Source organism: Streptomyces cyaneofuscatus (genome assembly GCF_000718135.1).
GTDB classification, from domain to species: Bacteria; Actinomycetota; Actinomycetes; order Streptomycetales; family Streptomycetaceae; genus Streptomyces; species Streptomyces cyaneofuscatus.
This window is the reverse complement of sequence record NZ_JOEM01000016.1, coordinates 57,612-74,094: the sequence shown is the minus strand read 5'-3', so window position 1 is coordinate 74,094 and position 16,483 is coordinate 57,612. Positions and strand designations below refer to the sequence as shown.

Annotated in this window: 14 protein-coding genes; 3 read left to right on the top strand and 11 right to left on the bottom strand. The window is 71.4% G+C overall.

Going from position 1 to position 16,483, the window contains the following annotated elements:
* Nucleotides 1-7: 7 nt before the first annotated feature.
* The 6 genes from IF17_RS0124855 to IF17_RS0124830 all read right to left on the bottom strand — a co-directional run bounded on the left by IF17_RS0124855 (nucleotide 8) and on the right by IF17_RS0124830 (nucleotide 6,754).
* Complete coding sequence (locus tag IF17_RS0124855) at nucleotides 8-1,084, bottom strand: LLM class flavin-dependent oxidoreductase (protein WP_030569908.1); 1,077 nt, start codon at nucleotides 1,082-1,084, stop codon at nucleotides 8-10.
* 161 nt (nucleotides 1,085-1,245) lie between these two features.
* Nucleotides 1,246-2,220: an ABC transporter substrate-binding protein gene (locus IF17_RS0124850; protein WP_030569905.1), complete on the bottom strand. Its 975-nt coding sequence runs from the start codon at nucleotides 2,218-2,220 to the stop codon at nucleotides 1,246-1,248.
* Nucleotides 2,221-2,288: 68 nt separating this feature from the next.
* Entirely contained in the window at nucleotides 2,289-3,041 is a 753-nt protein-coding gene (locus IF17_RS0124845) for an amino acid ABC transporter ATP-binding protein (RefSeq protein WP_030569902.1), read from the bottom strand.
* Nucleotides 3,042-3,058: 17 nt separating this feature from the next.
* The gene (locus IF17_RS0124840) at nucleotides 3,059-3,988 is read right to left on the bottom strand and encodes an amino acid ABC transporter permease (protein WP_030569899.1); all 930 of its coding nucleotides are present in this window, start codon (nucleotides 3,986-3,988) and stop codon (nucleotides 3,059-3,061) included.
* Between the two features lie 58 nt (nucleotides 3,989-4,046).
* Complete coding sequence (locus IF17_RS0124835) at nucleotides 4,047-5,888, bottom strand: FAD/NAD(P)-binding protein (RefSeq protein WP_030569896.1); 1,842 nt, start codon at nucleotides 5,886-5,888, stop codon at nucleotides 4,047-4,049.
* Complete coding sequence (locus tag IF17_RS0124830; RefSeq protein WP_030569893.1) at nucleotides 5,885-6,754, bottom strand: amino acid ABC transporter permease; 870 nt, start codon at nucleotides 6,752-6,754, stop codon at nucleotides 5,885-5,887. The genes IF17_RS0124835 and IF17_RS0124830 overlap by 4 nt, the downstream gene beginning before the upstream one ends.
* Nucleotides 6,755-7,264: 510 nt before the next feature.
* Between IF17_RS0124830 and IF17_RS0124825 the strand changes: the two genes are divergently transcribed.
* Nucleotides 7,265-8,218, top strand: coding sequence for an ABC transporter substrate-binding protein (locus IF17_RS0124825; RefSeq protein WP_030569888.1), 954 nt, complete (start codon nucleotides 7,265-7,267; stop codon nucleotides 8,216-8,218).
* Nucleotides 8,219-8,257: 39 nt separating this feature from the next.
* Here IF17_RS0124825 and IF17_RS0124820 read toward each other — a convergent pair whose 3' ends face one another.
* The gene (locus tag IF17_RS0124820) at nucleotides 8,258-9,490 is read right to left on the bottom strand and encodes a DUF5685 family protein (protein ID WP_030569885.1); all 1,233 of its coding nucleotides are present in this window, start codon (nucleotides 9,488-9,490) and stop codon (nucleotides 8,258-8,260) included.
* 311 nt (nucleotides 9,491-9,801) lie between these two features.
* On the opposite strand from IF17_RS0124820, the gene IF17_RS0124815 reads away from it, so the two are divergent.
* Nucleotides 9,802-10,245: a cell division protein SepF gene (locus IF17_RS0124815; protein ID WP_030569882.1), complete on the top strand. Its 444-nt coding sequence runs from the start codon at nucleotides 9,802-9,804 to the stop codon at nucleotides 10,243-10,245.
* 67 nt (nucleotides 10,246-10,312) lie between these two features.
* Here IF17_RS0124815 and IF17_RS0124810 read toward each other — a convergent pair whose 3' ends face one another.
* Together IF17_RS0124810 and IF17_RS0124805 are read right to left on the bottom strand one after the other, a co-directional pair.
* Nucleotides 10,313-11,533: an acyl-CoA dehydrogenase family protein gene (locus IF17_RS0124810; protein WP_030569879.1), complete on the bottom strand. Its 1,221-nt coding sequence runs from the start codon at nucleotides 11,531-11,533 to the stop codon at nucleotides 10,313-10,315.
* A 103-nt stretch (nucleotides 11,534-11,636) separates the two neighbouring features.
* A complete protein-coding gene (locus IF17_RS0124805; RefSeq protein WP_030569876.1) occupies nucleotides 11,637-13,382 on the bottom strand; it encodes an MFS transporter in 1,746 nt (581 codons plus the stop codon).
* A gap of 463 nt (nucleotides 13,383-13,845) precedes the next feature.
* Here IF17_RS0124805 and IF17_RS0124800 point away from each other — a divergent pair, with 463 nt between their 5' ends.
* Nucleotides 13,846-14,796, top strand: coding sequence for a phosphatase PAP2 family protein (locus IF17_RS0124800; RefSeq protein WP_051884117.1), 951 nt, complete (start codon nucleotides 13,846-13,848; stop codon nucleotides 14,794-14,796).
* Nucleotides 14,797-14,883: 87 nt separating this feature from the next.
* Here the strand turns inward: IF17_RS0124800 and IF17_RS0124795 are convergent, their stop codons facing one another.
* Both IF17_RS0124795 and IF17_RS0124790 read right to left on the bottom strand, forming a co-directional pair.
* The gene (locus IF17_RS0124795) at nucleotides 14,884-15,099 is read right to left on the bottom strand and encodes an I78 family peptidase inhibitor (protein WP_030569871.1); all 216 of its coding nucleotides are present in this window, start codon (nucleotides 15,097-15,099) and stop codon (nucleotides 14,884-14,886) included.
* Nucleotides 15,100-15,497: 398 nt separating this feature from the next.
* Nucleotides 15,498-16,469, bottom strand: a complete 972-nt coding sequence (locus tag IF17_RS0124790) for a helix-turn-helix transcriptional regulator (RefSeq protein WP_030569869.1) — start codon at nucleotides 16,467-16,469, stop codon at nucleotides 15,498-15,500.
* Nucleotides 16,470-16,483: the final 14 nt, after the last annotated feature.

Genomic DNA, 16,483 nt, shown 5'->3' with positions numbered 1-16,483 from the left:
GGCACGGTCAGGCCTCCTTCGACGCGGTTTCGGCGCGCGCGTAGCGGCTGGCGGGGCGGGCGAGCCCCAGGTGCTCGCGCAGGGTTCCGCCGGGATGGAAGGTGCGGAAGAGGCTGCGGTGCTGGAGGAGGGCCACGGTGCCGTTGACGATCCTTTCGAGGTCGCGCTCGGGGGTGATGGGCGTGAGGTGGAAGCCGTCGGCCGCGCCCGACCGGTGCCACTGGGCGATGAGGTCGGCGAGGTCGACCGGGCCGCCCCGGAAGTAGGTTCCGCGCCCGGCGAGTTGGGGTCCGCTCTCCAGTCCGGGTTCGGGAGCGCTCTCGGCGTCCCCGAGGTCGACGGTGAGCGCGACCAGGACCCGCAGCGCGTCGGGGTCCCGCCCGTGGGCCGAGGCCCTGGCGCGCAGTTCGTCCCGGAGCGCGGCCGCCTGCTCGGGGCTGGTGGCGCGGATGTGGATGACGTCCGCGTGCCGGGCGGCGGCCTCCTTGGACGGGGCGCCGACGGCGTCGATGACGGTGACGGGCCTGCCCTGGGGCGGGCGCGGCACGATGGCGGGGCCCTTCACGGTGAAGGTGGAGCCCTCGAAGTCGACGTAGTGCAGCTTGTCCCGGTCGATGAAGCGTCCGGTCGCGGTGTCCCGGATCTCCGCGTCGTCCTCCCAGCTGTCCCAGAGCCGCGCGGAGACGTCGGCGACCTCTCCGGCCTCCTGCCACAGGGCGGCGGGCGGGGCGGCGGGGCGTCTGCCGAAGAGCCGGGCCTCCGCCTCGGTGGTGGAGACGTCGGCGTGCCAGCCGGCCCGGCCGTTGCTGACCCAGTCCAGGGAGGCGACCGCCGAGGAGACGTGGAAGGGCTCGGTGTGGGTGGTGGTGACGGTCGGGACGAGCCCGATGCGGTCGGTGGCGGGCGCGACGCGGGCGAGGACCGCGAGCGCGTCGAGCCCGGGGCGGGCGAAGGAGTCGCCGAGGGTGACGTAGTCGAGTGCGCCGCCTTCGGCGAGCTTGGCGAGGCGGAGGTAGTGGCCGGCGTCGTAGTGCGGCGGGCCGCCGATCTCGGCGGCCAGGTGGAGGGGGGTACGGGCGGACATTGCGGGACCTCTCGGGTCGACGGTCGGGCGGGGGCCTCGCCCAGGGCCTGGCGTCGCGCCGCAGGCGGCAGTTCGACGACAGGCCCAGGGGTGTCCGGCGGTCGGGGCCGGACACCCTGGTGGTCATCGGCTGGGCGAGGCCCCTGGAGGGTTGCCCCGGATCAGCTCGTGGACTTGGGCAGGCCGGGCGGGTTGATCTCGGACTTCTCCACGGCCTCGCCGGTCAGCCCCCAGCGCTCCAGGACCTTGCCGTACGAGCCGTCCTCGATGATGTGGTCGATGGCGGCGGCGTAGGCCTTGACCAGGCCGCTGTCCTTCTTGGTGGTCGCGGCGATCTTGCCCTGGAGGCCGCCGCCGGCCCCGGAGATCTGCCCGACGATCTCGCTCTGGCCGGCGGACTCGACGTGGTACGCGGCGGACGGGCTCGGGCCGAGGTGGAGGTCGATACGGCCCGACTGGAGGGCCAGGTAGTAGTCGTTCTCCTTCTGGAAGTACTTGATGTCGACGGGCTTGCGGCCGGCCTTGACGTTCTCCTCGCTCCACTCGACGAGGATCTTCTCCTGGTTGGTGCCGGAGGAGACCGAGATCGTCTTGCCCGCGACGTCCTCGGGGCCGTTCACCTTCCAGCCGGAGCCCTTCTTCGCCTCGAAGGCGATGTTGTCGAGCCGGTAGGTGGCGAAGTCGTACTTCTCCTTGCGTTCCTCGGTCACGGTGACGTTGGAGAGGACCGCGTCGAACTTGGAGCTGTCCAGGCCGACGAAGAGGTTCTCCCAGGAGACCTGTCCGAAGTCCGGCTTGAGGCCGAGGGTGTCGACGAGGAGGGTGGCGATGTCGATCTCGGAGCCGATCCGGGTCTTGTCGTCGGTGGCGAAGAAGCCCAGCGGCGGCACGGCGTCGGCGCTGGCCCCGATCCTCAGGGTGCCGCGCTTGCGGATGTCCTCGGGTACGAGGGCGGCGATGGCGTCGACCTTCTTGCCTCTGAGCCGGTCCTGGTCGGGACTGATGTTGATCCCGGTGTCCTTCTTGCCCTTGGGCGCCGCCACGTCGGTGGAGGCGTCGGGGTTGCCGCAGGCGGTGAGCAGTCCGGTGGCGGTGAGCGTGGCGATGGTGAGGGTGATGCTGCGGCGGACGGACACGTACGTACTCCTTGCGAATGATGCGGATGAAAGGGACATGAAGGCGGTTCTACGAGCCTCGGAGCGGTTCAGAGAACCTTGGACAGGAACGCTCGGGTGCGCTCCTGGGTCGGGTGGTCCAGCACGTCGGCGGGCCGGCCCTGCTCGACGATCCGGCCGTCGTCCATGAAGACGACGGTGTCGGCGACCTCACGGGCGAAGCCGATCTCATGGGTGACGACGATCATCGTGGTGCCGCCGTGCGCCAGGTCCTTGATGACGTCGAGGACCTCGCCGACGAGCTCCGGGTCGAGGGCGGACGTCGGCTCGTCGAAGAGGAGCAGCTTGGGCTCCAGCGCCAGGGCGCGGGCGATGGCGACGCGCTGCTGCTGGCCGCCGGAGAGCTGGGCGGGGTAGGAGGAGGCCTTGTCGGCGAGACCGACCCGGGCGAGCAGCTTCTCCGCCGACTCGACGGCCTCCTTGCGGGGGCGGCGCAGCGCGGAGACGGGCGCCTCGATGATGTTCTCCAGCACGGTCAGGTGCGGGAAGAGGTTGAAGTTCTGGAAGACGAAGCCGATCTTGGTGCGCTGGCGCAGCACCTCGCGCTCGCGGAGTTCGTAGAGCTTGTTGCCGTCCCTGCGGTAGCCGACGAGGGTGCCGTCCACGCTGATCCAGCCCTGGTCGACCTTCTCCAGGTGGTTGATGGTGCGCAGCAGGGTGGACTTGCCGGAGCCGGAGGGGCCGAGGATGACGGTGACCTCGCCGGGCCGTACCGACAGGTCGACGCCGCGCAGCACCTCCAGGGAGCCGAAGTTCTTGTGCACGGAGCGGATCTCGACCATGGCTTCGACGGTTGCGCTCATCGCACGGCCCCCTTTGCGTAGTGACGTTCGACGTAGTACTGGATGATCGAGAGGGCGGTGGTCAGGATGATGTACCAGGCGGTGGCGACCATCAGCAGGGGGACGACCCGGCCGCTGCGGCCGTAGACGACCTGGACCTGGTAGAAGAGTTCGCCGATCGCCATGACGGAGACGATCGAGGTGCCCTTGAACAGCGAGATGATCTCGTTGGCCGCGTTGGGCAGGATCGAGCGCATCGCCTGCGGCAGCACGATCCGGCGCAGCTGCCGGAGCTTGGGTATGCCGAGGGCGGACGCCGCCTCCAACTGGCCGCTGCCGACGGCGAGTACGCCACCGCGCACGATCTCCGCCGCGTACGCCGCCTGGTGCAGCGCGAGGCCGAGGACGGCCGCGCTCACCGCGCCGACCAGGTTCATCGTGTCGAAGGTGAAGAAGCCCGGCCCGAACGGGATGCCGAACTGCAACTCCTTGTACAGATAAGCCAGGTTGAACCAGAACAGCAGCTGCACGATGAGCGGGATCGAGCGGAACGCCCAGATGTATCCGTACGCCACCGTCCGCAGGAACGGGCTGGCCGACAGCCTCATGAACGCCAGCACGATACCGAGCGCGAAGCCGAGGACCGTGCCGTAGACGGTCAGCTGGAGGGTGAGCCAGACGGCCTTGAGGATGACCGGCGCGGAGAAGAACTGCGCGAAGACGTCCCACTCCCAACCGGGGTTGGTGACAAGGCCGTTGATGAACTGGGCGACCAGGACCGCGGTCACGGCGATGGCGACCCAGCGCCAGGGGTGGCGGGCCGGGACGACGGTCAGCTCTCCGTAGTCGGTACCGGGGTCGGCGGCCTTTCCGACGGCCTTCTCGGCGGGCGGGCCGTCGGTGGTTCCGGCGGCTGGATCGATGGGTGGATCGCTGGTCAGCGACATGGCGGGATCCTTGGGAGCGGTGGCGGTGGCGGTAGGGGAACGAGCGCGGGTGGGGGTCTCAGGAGGCGATCCGGCCGCTACAGGAGAGGTCGCGCAGGAAGGTGAGCGCGGCGCGGGCGGCCGCGTCGTTCTGCCGGAAGGCGGGTCCGCCCGTACGGGGGCGGGTGAAGGCGCCGCTGTTGCGTGCCGTGGTGAACGGACCGAGCGCGAAGCGGCGCGGGTGCGGGCGCCCCTCGCGGTCCACGATGCGGCTGTCGCCCGGGTCCACGGAGAGCAGGCCCGTGTCGGTGACGGCAGCCCCGCCCTCGTACAGGGTGCGCAGCAGCGGGCTGGCGGTGTGCCGGAGCGAGGGGTCCGGGAGGCGGGCCTCCACCAGGGCGCGGGCCTCGATGTGCTCGCCGGGCACGGTGGCGGCGCTCGCCCGGAAGACGCCGCGCTCCTCGTCGGCCTCGACGGTGACGGAGCCGCCGAGGAAGCGGACGACGCCGGCCCGGGAGAGGGCGAGGAGCTGTTCCAGGCGGGGGCCCGGCGGTCCGGAGGCGAGGTAGCTGAAGAAGCCGTGCCACCAGTTGCCGATGTCGCCGAGCCGGATGAGCTGCGCGTAGGCGGAGAGCAGCCCGAGGAAGACGGCGAGATCCGTGCTGTGGTCCGGGTCGTGACGGCGGGTCAGGTCAGCGGTGATGTAGTCGCGCAGCCCTTCCTGGAGCGCCTCGCCGCTCTCGTACGTCACCCCGTCCAGCGGCCGGTCGAGCGCGTCCAGGTCCAGCCGGTCGGCGGGGTCGGGTACGGCACCGGCGACGAGGTCGGCCAGCTCGGGGCTGCCGGGGTCGGCGGCGGCGTACTTCGCGTCGAAGACCTCGGGGTCCAGGGTGGTGCGCCCGGGGTGGGCGGTGAACAGCCGGTGGTAGTGGGCGTGGCCGAGCTCCTTGGCGACCAGTGGCCACACATCGCGCCGGAAGTCGAGCGGCCCGGGCCGGCTCAGCAGCTCATCCGCCCATGCCGGGGTCAAGTAGCGCGGCAGCGGCGGGCGTTCGCCGGTCCAGGTGTAGCCGATCTTCGAGTGGTACGGGACCCCGCGCCGCGATCCCACGTACAGCACGGGCTCGCGCCCCGACGGCACGTAGACCCCGTTCTCGTGACGTCCGCCGCGCCCCTCGGTGAGCAGGACCATCAGGTCGATGAAGGCGAGGCCGAAGCCGCGGACGATGACCGGTTCGCCGGCGGGCAGTGCGGTGAGGTCGGTGTCGGCGGTGAAGTCGGGCGGCAGGTGGATCAGCCCGTGCCGTGCCGCGAAGTCGCTCAACTCGGCCTGCTCCGGCTCCTGTTCGGCGTCCAGGTGGCCGACGGTCAGGACGACGAGGTCGGCGAGGAGCGGCTCGGTGCGGTCCTTCAGCCTCACGCGCTGGCGGGAGCCGCGCGGGCCGGTGACGGAGAGAGCGGTGGTGCGGTGCTCGTGCACGGTGATCGAGGGTGGCAGAGCCGCCAGGGCGCGCTCGTAGGTCCAGCGCAGATAGGCGCTCTGGAGCCGCCGGCTGGGGAAGTCCTGGCCGGTGAGGCCGCGTATCTCCGCGAGAACGGCGGGCTCGGCGTCGGGGGTGACGCGTCCGGCGCGGACGTCCTCGGCCCAGGCGTGCAGGGCGGGCCCCGCGACGACCGGTCCGGCCAGCTCCACCGTCTCGTCGGTGAACATGGTGACGTCCTCGGCCATGGAGTTCATCCAGAGCAGCGGCGACTGGTCCGGCCGCCAGATCCGTCCGCCGCCGGCCGGGTAGGGGTCGACGAGGTGGATGTCCAGGGGCAGATCCCCGTACAGCTCAAGGGCGTTGGCGGCGATGCGCTCGATGACGCCGGTGCCGCGCGGGCCGCCGCCGATCACCACCAGGGTGGGTGCGGTGCTCATCGGGCACCCGCCGTACCGCGGGCGTAGTAGCGCTCCACATAGCGCTGGCCGATGCTCAGCAGCGAGGTGACGAGCGCGTACCAGATGGTGGCGACGAGGAGCAGCGGGATGACCTGGTAGGTGCGGTGGTAGACGAGCTGGACGGAGTAGAGCAGGTCCTGCACGGCGATGATGCTGACGATCGAGGTGCCCTTGAGGGTGCCGATCAGCATGTTCCCGGCCGGCGGGACGATGGAGCGCATCGCCTGCGGCAGCACGATCCGCCGGAAGCGCCGCCAGGGGCCGAGCCCCAGGGACTGGGCGGCCTCGATCTGGCCGCGTTCGACGGAGAGGATGCCGCCGCGGACGACCTCGGCGGCGTACGCGGCCTCGTGCAGGGTCAGCCCGATGACGGCGATGGTGACCGGGCCCATGAGGGTGACGGTGTTGACGCCGAGGATCTGCGGGTAGAGGGCGCCGATGTTGAACCAGAACAGCAGCTGGACCAGGATCGGGGTGGACCGGAAGAGCCAGACGTACCCCCAACTCACCGCCTGGAGCACGGGGTTGCCGGAGAGCCTCAGGACGGCGAGGAGCGCCCCGAGCGCGAAGCCGAGCACCATGACGACCGCGGTGAGCCACAGGGTGAGCCAGAGCCCGCGCAGGACGGAGACGGTGGCGAAGTAGGAGACGACGACGTCCCACTCGAAGGCCTCGTTGCGGATGACCGAGTTCAGCGCCAGTGCGAGGAGGACGAGTACGGCAACAGCCGCTGTCCAGCGGCCCGTTCGGCGTACGGGGACGATGCGGGGGACCGTACTGTCGCCGTCGTTCTTGACGGGGGGCGCGGAGGACGAGGGAGGCAGCAGATCGGTCTGCGGGGGCATGCGAGGGCTCCGTGGATGCTGAGATCGAACACGGGGCGTACCTTCACACCGGAAAACCACACGGAACGGGCCCCTCAGCGCCGGTCCGCCTCCGAGATAAGCGGTGAACACGGCGCGTTGTCAAGCCTGTCCACGATCTGAGCGGCTTGTCTCATCTCGGTTGACGCGCACCCGGATGCCTGTTCCACTGGCCCCATGTATTCGCAGCAGTGGCTGGTCACCCGCTCCCACATCGACTTCGGTCGCGTGTGGTCCTCTTCCTGTTGAGCTGACCGCCTGCTGTCCGGATTTCCCCTGCTCACGCCTGCTCTGAGGGCGTTCGAGCAGCATTCCCCGCGTGACTTCACCTCCACCACACCGCGTCACCCTCCCCTCGCTCCGCCGCACGTCCTCGCGCCCAGGCACCACTGAACCGCGCTCACGCACCGCTGAACCTGTCGCCGCCGCTCCGCGCCCTTCCGGGCCCGGGGCCGGTCGGCATACCTTGACGAACCCGGAGAAAACAGAGCCATGCCCAGATCGCGTCACAGCGCCCTCTTCGCCTTGATCACCGTCGCCGCCCTGGCCCTCACCGGCTGCGCGGACCCGGCGGAGCCCGGGGCAGGCACCGCCAAGAACGGGGTCAAGAAGGGGGACACGCCGACCACGGACGTGGTGTCCTCGGTGAAGAAGGCCGACGCCGTGGCGGAGCTGCTGCCCGAGGACGTCCGGAAGGCCGACACCCTGCGGATCGCGGCCGCCACCGGCTCCCCGCCCGGGGCGTTCTACGAGGAGGACGGCACCACGCTGTCGGGTGCGGACATCGACTTCGCGGACGCGGTGGCCAAGGTGCTGGGCGTGAAGCTGAAGCGCGAGGTGGCGTCCTTCGAGGCGATCCTGCCGGCGCTCGGCAGCGGGAAGTACGACCTGGGCACGGGGAACTTCGGCGTCACCGACGTACGGCGCAAGACGATCGACTTCGTGACGTACATCAACGACGGCCAGGGCTTCGCCGTCCGCGAGGACAGCCCGCTGAAGGAGATCACCGACCTCACCGACCTGTGCGGCCTGAACGTGTCGACCGGCGCGGGCACCACCTTCGAGGTCGCGCTCCAGGAGAACCTGCCCCGGTGCGCGGAGAAGGGCAAGAAGCCCTACGAGGTGAAGACCTACGCCGACCCGGCGGCGGTCTGGCTCTCCCTCAAGCAGAAGCGCACGGACGTGAACATGTCCACCATCAACGGGCTGCGGTACGCCGTGACCCAGCAGGAGGGACTGCGCTTCCTCAACGAGTACAAGCGGCTCGACGTCGGCTTCGCCTTCAAGAAGGGCAGCCCGCTGACGCCGGCCTTCCAGGCCGCGGTCAACGAGCTCAAGAAGGACGGGACCTACGACCGGATCCTGGAGAAGTGGGGCACCACCGAGTCCGCGATCGAGAAGTCGCAGATCTCGCCGCCGGAGCTGAAGGGCCCCGAGCCGAAGTAGCCCGGGGCCGGTGATTCCTGCGGGCCAGGACCGGTCGTCCTAGCAGTCGCACCCGCAGGAATCGCCGCAGCAGCAGCACCCCTCGCCGCACTGGCCGCAGCAGTCGCACGCCTCGCAGCAGTCGCCGCAGCTCTGGCACGGCGCCTCCCGCCGCTCCCCGCTCCAGGGGTCCTCGTAGCTCCCGCAGCACAGCTGGCAGGTGCAGGCGAGCCCGGCCCAGACCAGGCACCCGGCGATCAGCCCGCGCCGGTCGCGCGGCGGCCGGGGCGGAGGCGGGGCGGCGGGACCGCCGGGGGTGGGACCGTACGGATTGCCGGGGGTGGGACCGTAGGGGCTGCCGGGGGTCGGACCGTACGGGTTGCCGGGGGGCGGCCCGAAGGAACCCTCCGGCACCTCCAGCCCCTGGTGCGAGCAGGACGACGTGCCGAACGCCCGGTCGACCGAGCGCCGCAGCTCGTGGGCGAGCAGGACGTGGACGAGCTGGCCGTCGGTGAACTCCACCTCCCGCAGCGCGAGCCGTACGCCGTGCAGCGCGTCGTCGCAGAGCCGGCGCGCCTCGGTCAGCGAGGTGCCGGTCACCGTGAGCGGGTTCCAGGCACCCGACGCGGCGTCAGCTTCCCGGTCCTCCACGGCGTCCAGCAGATGCGCGAGCCGCCCGAAGAGCCGTCCGGCCTCCGCGAGCGGGGCGGCGTTCTGCGGCTTCCCGGCGAGGACCGCGGTGTGCGTGAAAGCGGCCGCGGTGGCCGTCTCGGTGGGTTCGGTGACCGTCAGCAGCGGGGTACCGGGCCCGGCGAGGGTCTCGATGCCGGTCTGCCGGTCGACCGCGTCCACCAGGAGGGCGGTGTCGAAGCCGAGCGCCGCCCCCGTACGGGCTCCGGCCCGGTCCCAGCCCGCCGCCACCCGCCGCGCGGCCGCCGCGACCGGCCGGCGGGCCAACAGCCCGTCCCGGTCGGCGACGTGGTCGCGCACCTTGGCGGAGGCGAGGACGAGCGAGACGGCGGCGGCGAGCCGGGCCCCCTCCCCCATCGCGACCGGGGCCGTCCGCATGGCGCGCAGCGGGCACGGCCCGGCGGTGCGCCGCCCGGCGGGCATGGCGCCGGTCTGAGCCTCCGTCAGGACCGAGACGATCAGACCGTCATAGTTCGTGACGATCCGGGCAAATTGCCCGTGATCCGCCCTCAGGGCCAGGCAGAGACCGCAGAGATGGGCCATCCACTCGGTCCGCAGACCTTCGGAGAGCCGGTGCGTACAGGGCCTCACGATTCCGAACATGCCGATCCCCCGCGAGCCGTTCCAGCCGGTGCGCGCCACTCGCACACCTGAGCGCCGTGCATCGTATCGAGTGATCCGTTCACCCGTACGTCCCCCATGTCACCCGTACGGACCGGCGCATCATATTTTCCCATCGGGGCAGGCCTTACGCAGGCGGAACCTTGACGAACCGCCACATGTTCTGCACCAGTACCGTCACGAATCACCTGTGCGGCGACTATCCACTTGGCGCGGTATCCGCATCATGGACGACCATAGGGATACGAAAGAGATGCGGAACACCAAGGAACCGCGGTTGAGAGGAGGCGTCCATGGGATCGGTGCGCAAGGCGAGTGCGTGGCTGGGGCTCGTAGAGGACAACGACGAGCGGTACTACGACGACGAGTACGCCGAGGGTACGGAGACGGGCACGGGCAACCAGGCCTGGGTCACCGACCCGCGGGTGCAGGTGGCCGCCGAGGCGGCGCAGGAGCAGGACCGCCGGATCGCCACGGTGACCCCGGACAGCTTCCGGGACGCACGGGCCATCGGTGAGCTGTTCCGGGACGGTGTCCCGGTGATCGTCAACCTCACGGCCATGGACCCCGCCGACGCCAAGCGTGTGGTGGACTTCGCCGCCGGGCTGATCTTCGGTCTGCGCGGTTCGATCGACCGGGTGGCCACCCGGGTCTTCCTGCTCTCCCCGGCCGACACCCAGGTGGTCGCCGGGGAAGCCGCCGGCCGCAAGGCCGACGGCTTCTTCAACCAGAGCTGAGCAGGGCGCTCGCCGGAAAGTTCCGGTCAGCGCCTCCGGTCGGCACGCCCCTCGGGGCGGGTCGTGTTCACCGGAAGGCGTCGAGACCGGTGAGCGCCTTGCCCAGTACCAGCTGGTGCATCTCCACGGTGCCCTCGTATGTGAGCACCGACTCCAGGTTGGTCGCGTGCCGCATCACCGGGTACTCCAGCGAGATCCCGTTGGCACCGAGGATCGTGCGCGAGGTACGGCAGATCTCGATGGCCTCCCGCACGTTGTTGAGCTTGCCGAAGCTGACCTGCTCGGGGCGGAGGCGCCCCGCGTCCATGCGGCGGCCCAGATGGTGGGCGAGCAGGATGCCCTTGTGCAGTTCCACGGCCATGTCCGCAAGCTTGGCCTGGGTGAGCTGGAAGCCGCCGATCGGCCGGCCGAACTGTTCCCGGGTCCTCGCGTAGTCGAGGGCCGACTCGAAGCTGGCCCGCGCCGCGCCCATGGCGCCCCAGACGATCCCGTACCGGGCGTGGCTCAGACAGCTGAGCGGGCCGCGCAGCCCCTTCGCGTCCGGAAGCACCGCGTCGGCCGGAAGCCGGACGCCGTCCATGACCAGCTCGCTGGTGACCGAGGCGCGCAGCGACCACTTGTGGTGGATCTCCGGCGCCGAGAAGCCGGGGGTGTCGGTCGGTACGACGAAGCCGCGGATGCCACGGCCCTCGTCGCCCTCGTCGGTCTGCGCCCAGACGATCGCCACGCCCGCGACCGATCCGTTGGTGATCCACATCTTGCGCCCGGTGAGCACCCAGTCCTCGCCGTCGCGCTTGGCGTACGTCCGCATCCCGGCCGGGTCGGAGCCGTGGTCGGGCTCGGTCAGCCCGAAGCAGCCGATGATCTCGCCGGCCGCCATGCCGGGGAGCCACCGCTGCTTCTGCTCCTCGGAGCCGAAGCGGTGGATCGCGTACATGGCGAGCGACCCCTGTACGGAGACGAGCGAGCGGATCCCGGAGTCGGCGGCCTCCAGCTCCAGGCAGGCCAGCCCGTACTGGACGGCGCTCGCCCCGGCGCAGCCGTAGCCGTCCAGCGACATGCCGAGCGCGCCGAGCGCACCGAGCTCCCGGGCCAGCTCCCGGATGCCGGGCAGCTCCCCCTTCTCGTACCACTCGGCGATGTGCGGCAGGACCCGGTCGGCGGCCCAGGTGCGGACGGTGTCGCGGATGGCCAGGTCGTCGGGGCCGAACAGATCGTCGATGCCGAGGGGGTCGGTGGGCTCGAACGGCGGGAGCTTCGACGGCTTCGCGGAATCGGTGCTGGACATGAGGGTGCCTCCGGCGGCTCGCACGGTGTCCGGAGGGGCGGGGTCGGCCGCGGCCCTCCGAAAACTAGCAGTGGTAGTCGAAACGTCGTGGAGACGTTACGGCTCAGCGTGCCGCTCGTCCAGAGCCGGTCGCCTCGGCCGGTTCGCGCCGCGCGGGGAGCCTCAGGCGCGGGGCCGAGGGCTCGGGAGCGGGGGCCGGGACGGCGGCGGTCCGGGGCTCGGTGGCGGGGGCCTCGGAGTCCGGGCGGTCGGCGGAGGTCCCGGGCTCGGCGGCCGGGCGCTCGCCCAGGAGGCAGACCTCCTTGGGCGGACAGTCCATCGCCCTCGGCAGCCGCAGCGCGGCGAGCGCGCCGAGCAGCAGCAGGCCCGCGCTGACGAAGAGCGTGATGTGCAGCCCGCCGACGAAGGCGTGCCGGGCCGTGGAGCGCAGCAGCTCGCCGGTCGGGCCGCCGAGCTGCGCGGCCACCTGGTAGGCCTCGCCCAGCGAGTGGGAGGCCTCCGCACCCGCGCGGGCGGGCACGCCCTTCTCGCGCAGGGAGGCGAGGCCGGGGGCGTAGGCGGCGTTCATGACGCTGCCGAGGAGGGCGATGCCCAGGCCCGCGCCGAGCTGGTAGGAGGTCTCCCCTATCGCCGCGGCCCCGCCCGCCCGCTCGGCAGGGGCGTCGCTGAGCATCGACTCGTACGCCCCGAAGAGCGTCGACTGGAGGCCGAAGCCGAGGAGGACGAAGCCCACCGTCAGCAGGGCGGGCCGGTCGTGGTGGCCCATCGAGGTGAGCAGCAGCACGGAGGAGGCCGTCAGGACGAAGCCCCAGCCGACCATCCTGCGGGGGCCGACGCGGCGCAGGGTGTACGAGCCGGTGGCGCCCGCGGCCATCGCGGCGAAGGTCAGCGGCAGCAGCCGCAGCCCGGTCTCCAGCGGGCTGAGGCCCAGCACCAGCTGGAGGTACTGGACGGCGATCAGCTGGAGGCCGACCAGCGCCAGCATGGCGAGCACGATGCAGCCGACGGCGGTGGAGAAGGCCGGGCGGGCGAACATGGCGATGTCGATCAGCGGGTACGTACGGCGCTTCTGGCGGCGTACGAAGAGGATCAGGAGCGCCAGGCCGAGGGCCAGCGGGCCCAGCGAGACCGGGTCCAGGAGGTCCGCGCCGCCGCCCAGGCGCTTGACGCCGAGGACGACCCCGAGCACTCCGGCCGCCGCGGTCAGCGCGCCCAGCACGTCCCACGGGCCGTCGTCGGCGCCGCGCGACTCGGGCAGCAGCCAGCGGCCGAGCGGCAGGATGACCGCCATCAGCGGGATGTTGATCAGGAAGACCGAGCCCCACCAGAAGTGCTCGACCAGGAAGCCGCCGACGACCGGTCCGACGGCGGCGCCGACCGCGGCGACCGCGGTCCACACCCCGATGGCCAGCGCCCGCTCCCGCCGGTCGGGAAAGACCTGGCGCAGGATCGACAGGGTCGCCGGCATGATCATCGCGCCGCCGACGCCGAGCAGGGCGCGGGCCGCTATGAGGACGGCGGGGGTGTCGGCGGTCGCGGCGAGCAGGGAGGCGACGCCGAACAGCGCGTAGCCCAGCAGCAGCACCCGTCGTCTGCCGATCCGGTCACCCAGCGTGCCGAAGAGGATGAGCAGCGAGGCGCAGACGAGGGGGTAGGCGTCGACGATCCAGAGGAGTCCGGTGGCGCTCGGGCGCAGGTCCTCGGTGACCGAGGGGACCGCGACATGGAGCACGGTCGCGTCGAGGGCGACCACCAGCAGGCTGAGGCAGAGGACGACGAGGACGACCCAGCGGTTGGCACCGTCGGCGGCTCGGCGCAGCCGGACTCCGGCCGTGGTCGTCCCGGACATCTACGTACCTCCCGATGGGTTCCTCGCGCTCGGTGGACCGGCGGGGTGTGGTCTGTCGTGTCCCCGGGGGCCCGGCATCGACGGGCGAGTGAGCCGTCAGCGTACGCGAGTTCGGCCAGGTCACACGTGGCCCACCTCATACGCCGGTCCGCCACACAGTGTGGCGTACGCCACAGAGGTCCACCCGTCGGCCCTCCGCGCCACCCGCCGCCGGGCTCCTCGGAACGGCGTGCGCCTGCCCCGGACGGCCGGATCAATTCCCGCGGATTCCTGTGTGCGAAATTGCCCGGGAGATCAAACATGCTTCCGAACGGAGCCCCGGGGAAATTGACCGCAAGATCACGGAGATTCTTCTCCGCCGCCGGAAAAAGTAACCGCTCTGAGACGAAGTCCACATCACATCGTCATCACAAAGCGCCCGGATTGGCCTGCACACACACTCACTCGCTGTAACGTCGATTGGGTGCGTACCGACATCTTTGCCCGCCTGGACCGGGAGCCGGAACCGCCGAAGATAGTGGCACCACGGATGAGCCGTCACCGTGCCGCCCTCTTCGGCGGGACGTTGGCGTTCTATCTCGCCATCGTCTTCGCCGTGCTCGTGACGTCCTGGCTGGTGGCCCTGGACTGGAAGGTCATGCTGTTCCGGCCCTACCAGCAGTGGCCCGAACTGCACGCCTTCCTCGACTACTACGTCGTGCTCGGCCAGCGCGGCCCGACGGCGGTGATGGTCGCCTGCTGGCTGGGCTGGCGCTCCTGGCGTCAGCACACGCTGCGGCCGCTGCTGGTCCTCGGCACCTCGCTGCTGCTGCTCAACGTGACGGTGGGCGCGGTCAAGCTGGGCCTGGGGCGGCTCGGCCCGCACTACGCGACGCAGATCGGCTCGGCCGAGATGTTCGCCGGCGGCGATATATTTCCCTCGGGACACACCGCCAACGCCGTCGTGACCTGGGGAATCCTCGCCTATCTGGCCACCACGCCCCGGGCCAGGCGCTATCTGTCGGCGGTCTCCGCCACGGTCTCGCTGGGCGTCGGCCTCACCACCGTCTACATCGGCACGCACTGGCTCAGCGATGTGGTGCTGGGCTGGGCGGCGGGGCTGCTCATCCTGCTGGCGCTGCCCTGGTTCGAGCCGCTGATCGCCCGGGCGGAGAGCTGGATCTTCGACGTGCGCGAGCAGTGGCGCGCGCGGCGCAGGGCGGTCCGCCAGGTGCGGGCCCCCGGGGTCGTCCCGCAGCCGGTGCTGCTCCCCCAGTCGATCGCCGCCGAGGGCGCGGCCCTCGCGGCAGGCACGGGCACTCCCGCCGCGCACCCGCACCTGGCGACCGGGGCCCGGGCGCGGGCCCACCATGCGCCCACCGTCTGCCCGGAGCGGCCGCAGCCGGCCCAGGCGGGCCCGATGACGGGCGGCTAGGGCGCCGCCCTACGCACCTTCTCGGTACGGCGAAGGCCCCGACCATGACGTGGTCGGGGCCTTCGCCGTACCGAGAAGGTGTGGGGGTCAGCCCACCCAGCAGCGGGTCACCGTGGCGTCCTCGACCTGGAAGTTGATCCGTCCGGAACGGAACTCCATCGTCAGGATCGTGCCCGGCGGGACCGCCCGGACGGTGTCCCAGCCGCGGCTTCTCGCCTGCTGTTCGGCGGTGTCGGCACCGAGGCCGACGTACGTCTCAGGGGCGTCGTCCGGCTGTGCGGGAGGGGTCGGTTCAGAGGCCATACCCCTCACCGTAGGCGGCCGCGGACGAGGACGGAAGGCCGGGCCCCGGCATCCCCGTATGCCGTCCTCCGGCATCCCTACGTGCCGTCCTCCGGCATCCCCGCGTGCCGTCACGGTCACGCTTGTGTCACAGAATCCCCACACCCGGATATCCCGGCCTATTCACCCGAACAGCCCGCCCTGAAGCCCGGATACGAAAGGGACGGCGGCCTCGTGCGGCCTTGCGGCGAGGCCCGTGCGCACGCTCCGGAAACATCCTGGGTGACCTGCCGCTTTTACCGTCCGGGGCTCGTCACCCGAATGGCCGGGACACCTGAATTTCATGTTCCCTTATATCCGCCTTACATTTCCTCACGTTTTCTCCCCGGGCCCCGTCTCCGCCGGCGGCGGACGGTATCTCACGATCCGGATGCGTCGAGCGCCCGGTCGAGGCGGTCCCGGGCCCGGGTCATCACCTCGATGAGGCCGGGCGGCTCGACCACCTCGAAGTCGATCCCCATGAGCAGCACATGGATCACCAGGACCTCCAGGTCGGGCGCCCCCGCGGTGAGCCGGCAGGTCCGCTCGTCGACGGGCTCCAGCACCCCGGCGGAGGGCGAGATGCGCTGGGCCGCCTCCGCCACCGGAGCCTTCAGCAGGACCACCGCGCGCGCCGCGTAGGCGGAGACCGAGACGCCCTGGGAGACATAGGCGGCCAGGTCATCGGCGGGCGGTGGCCGGGGGGTGAAACGGGGGCCGTGCGGCGGGGTCGGGGTGATCCGGTCCACCCGGAAGGTCCGCCAGTCCGCCCGGTCCAGGTCCCAGGCGACCAGGTACCAGCGGTGCTCGGTGCAGACGAGCCGGTGCGGCTCCACGGTCCGGCGGGAGTCCGAGCCGCCGTGGGAGCGGTAGGAGAAGCGGAGCCGCTCGCTGTCCCGGCAGGCGGCGGCCAGCTCGGTGAGGAGCGCCGGATCGACGGTGTCGGTCTCCGCCCCGCGCAGCATCGGCACGGTGAAGGCGCCGAGCGCGCTCACCCGGCGCCGCAACCGGTTCGGCAGCACCTGCTCCAGCTTGGCCAGGGCCCGTACGGAGGTCTCGCCGATGCCCTCGATGCCGTGGCCCGCGGCCGTGCGCAGCCCCACGGCGACCGCGACGGCCTCCTCGTCGTCGAGCAGGAGCGGCGGCAGCTCGGCCCCGGCCCCGAGCTGGTAGCCGCCGCCGGTACCGGGGCTGGCGTTCACCGGATAGCCGAGCTCGCGCAGCTTGTCCACGTCCCGGCGCACGGTGCGCGGGGTGACGCCGAGCCGCTCGGCCAGGTCGGCGCCGGACCAGTCCCGGTGGGCCTGGAGCAGCGAGAGCAGGCGCAGCAGTCGTGCCGAGGTCTCCAACATGGGGACGAGTCTGC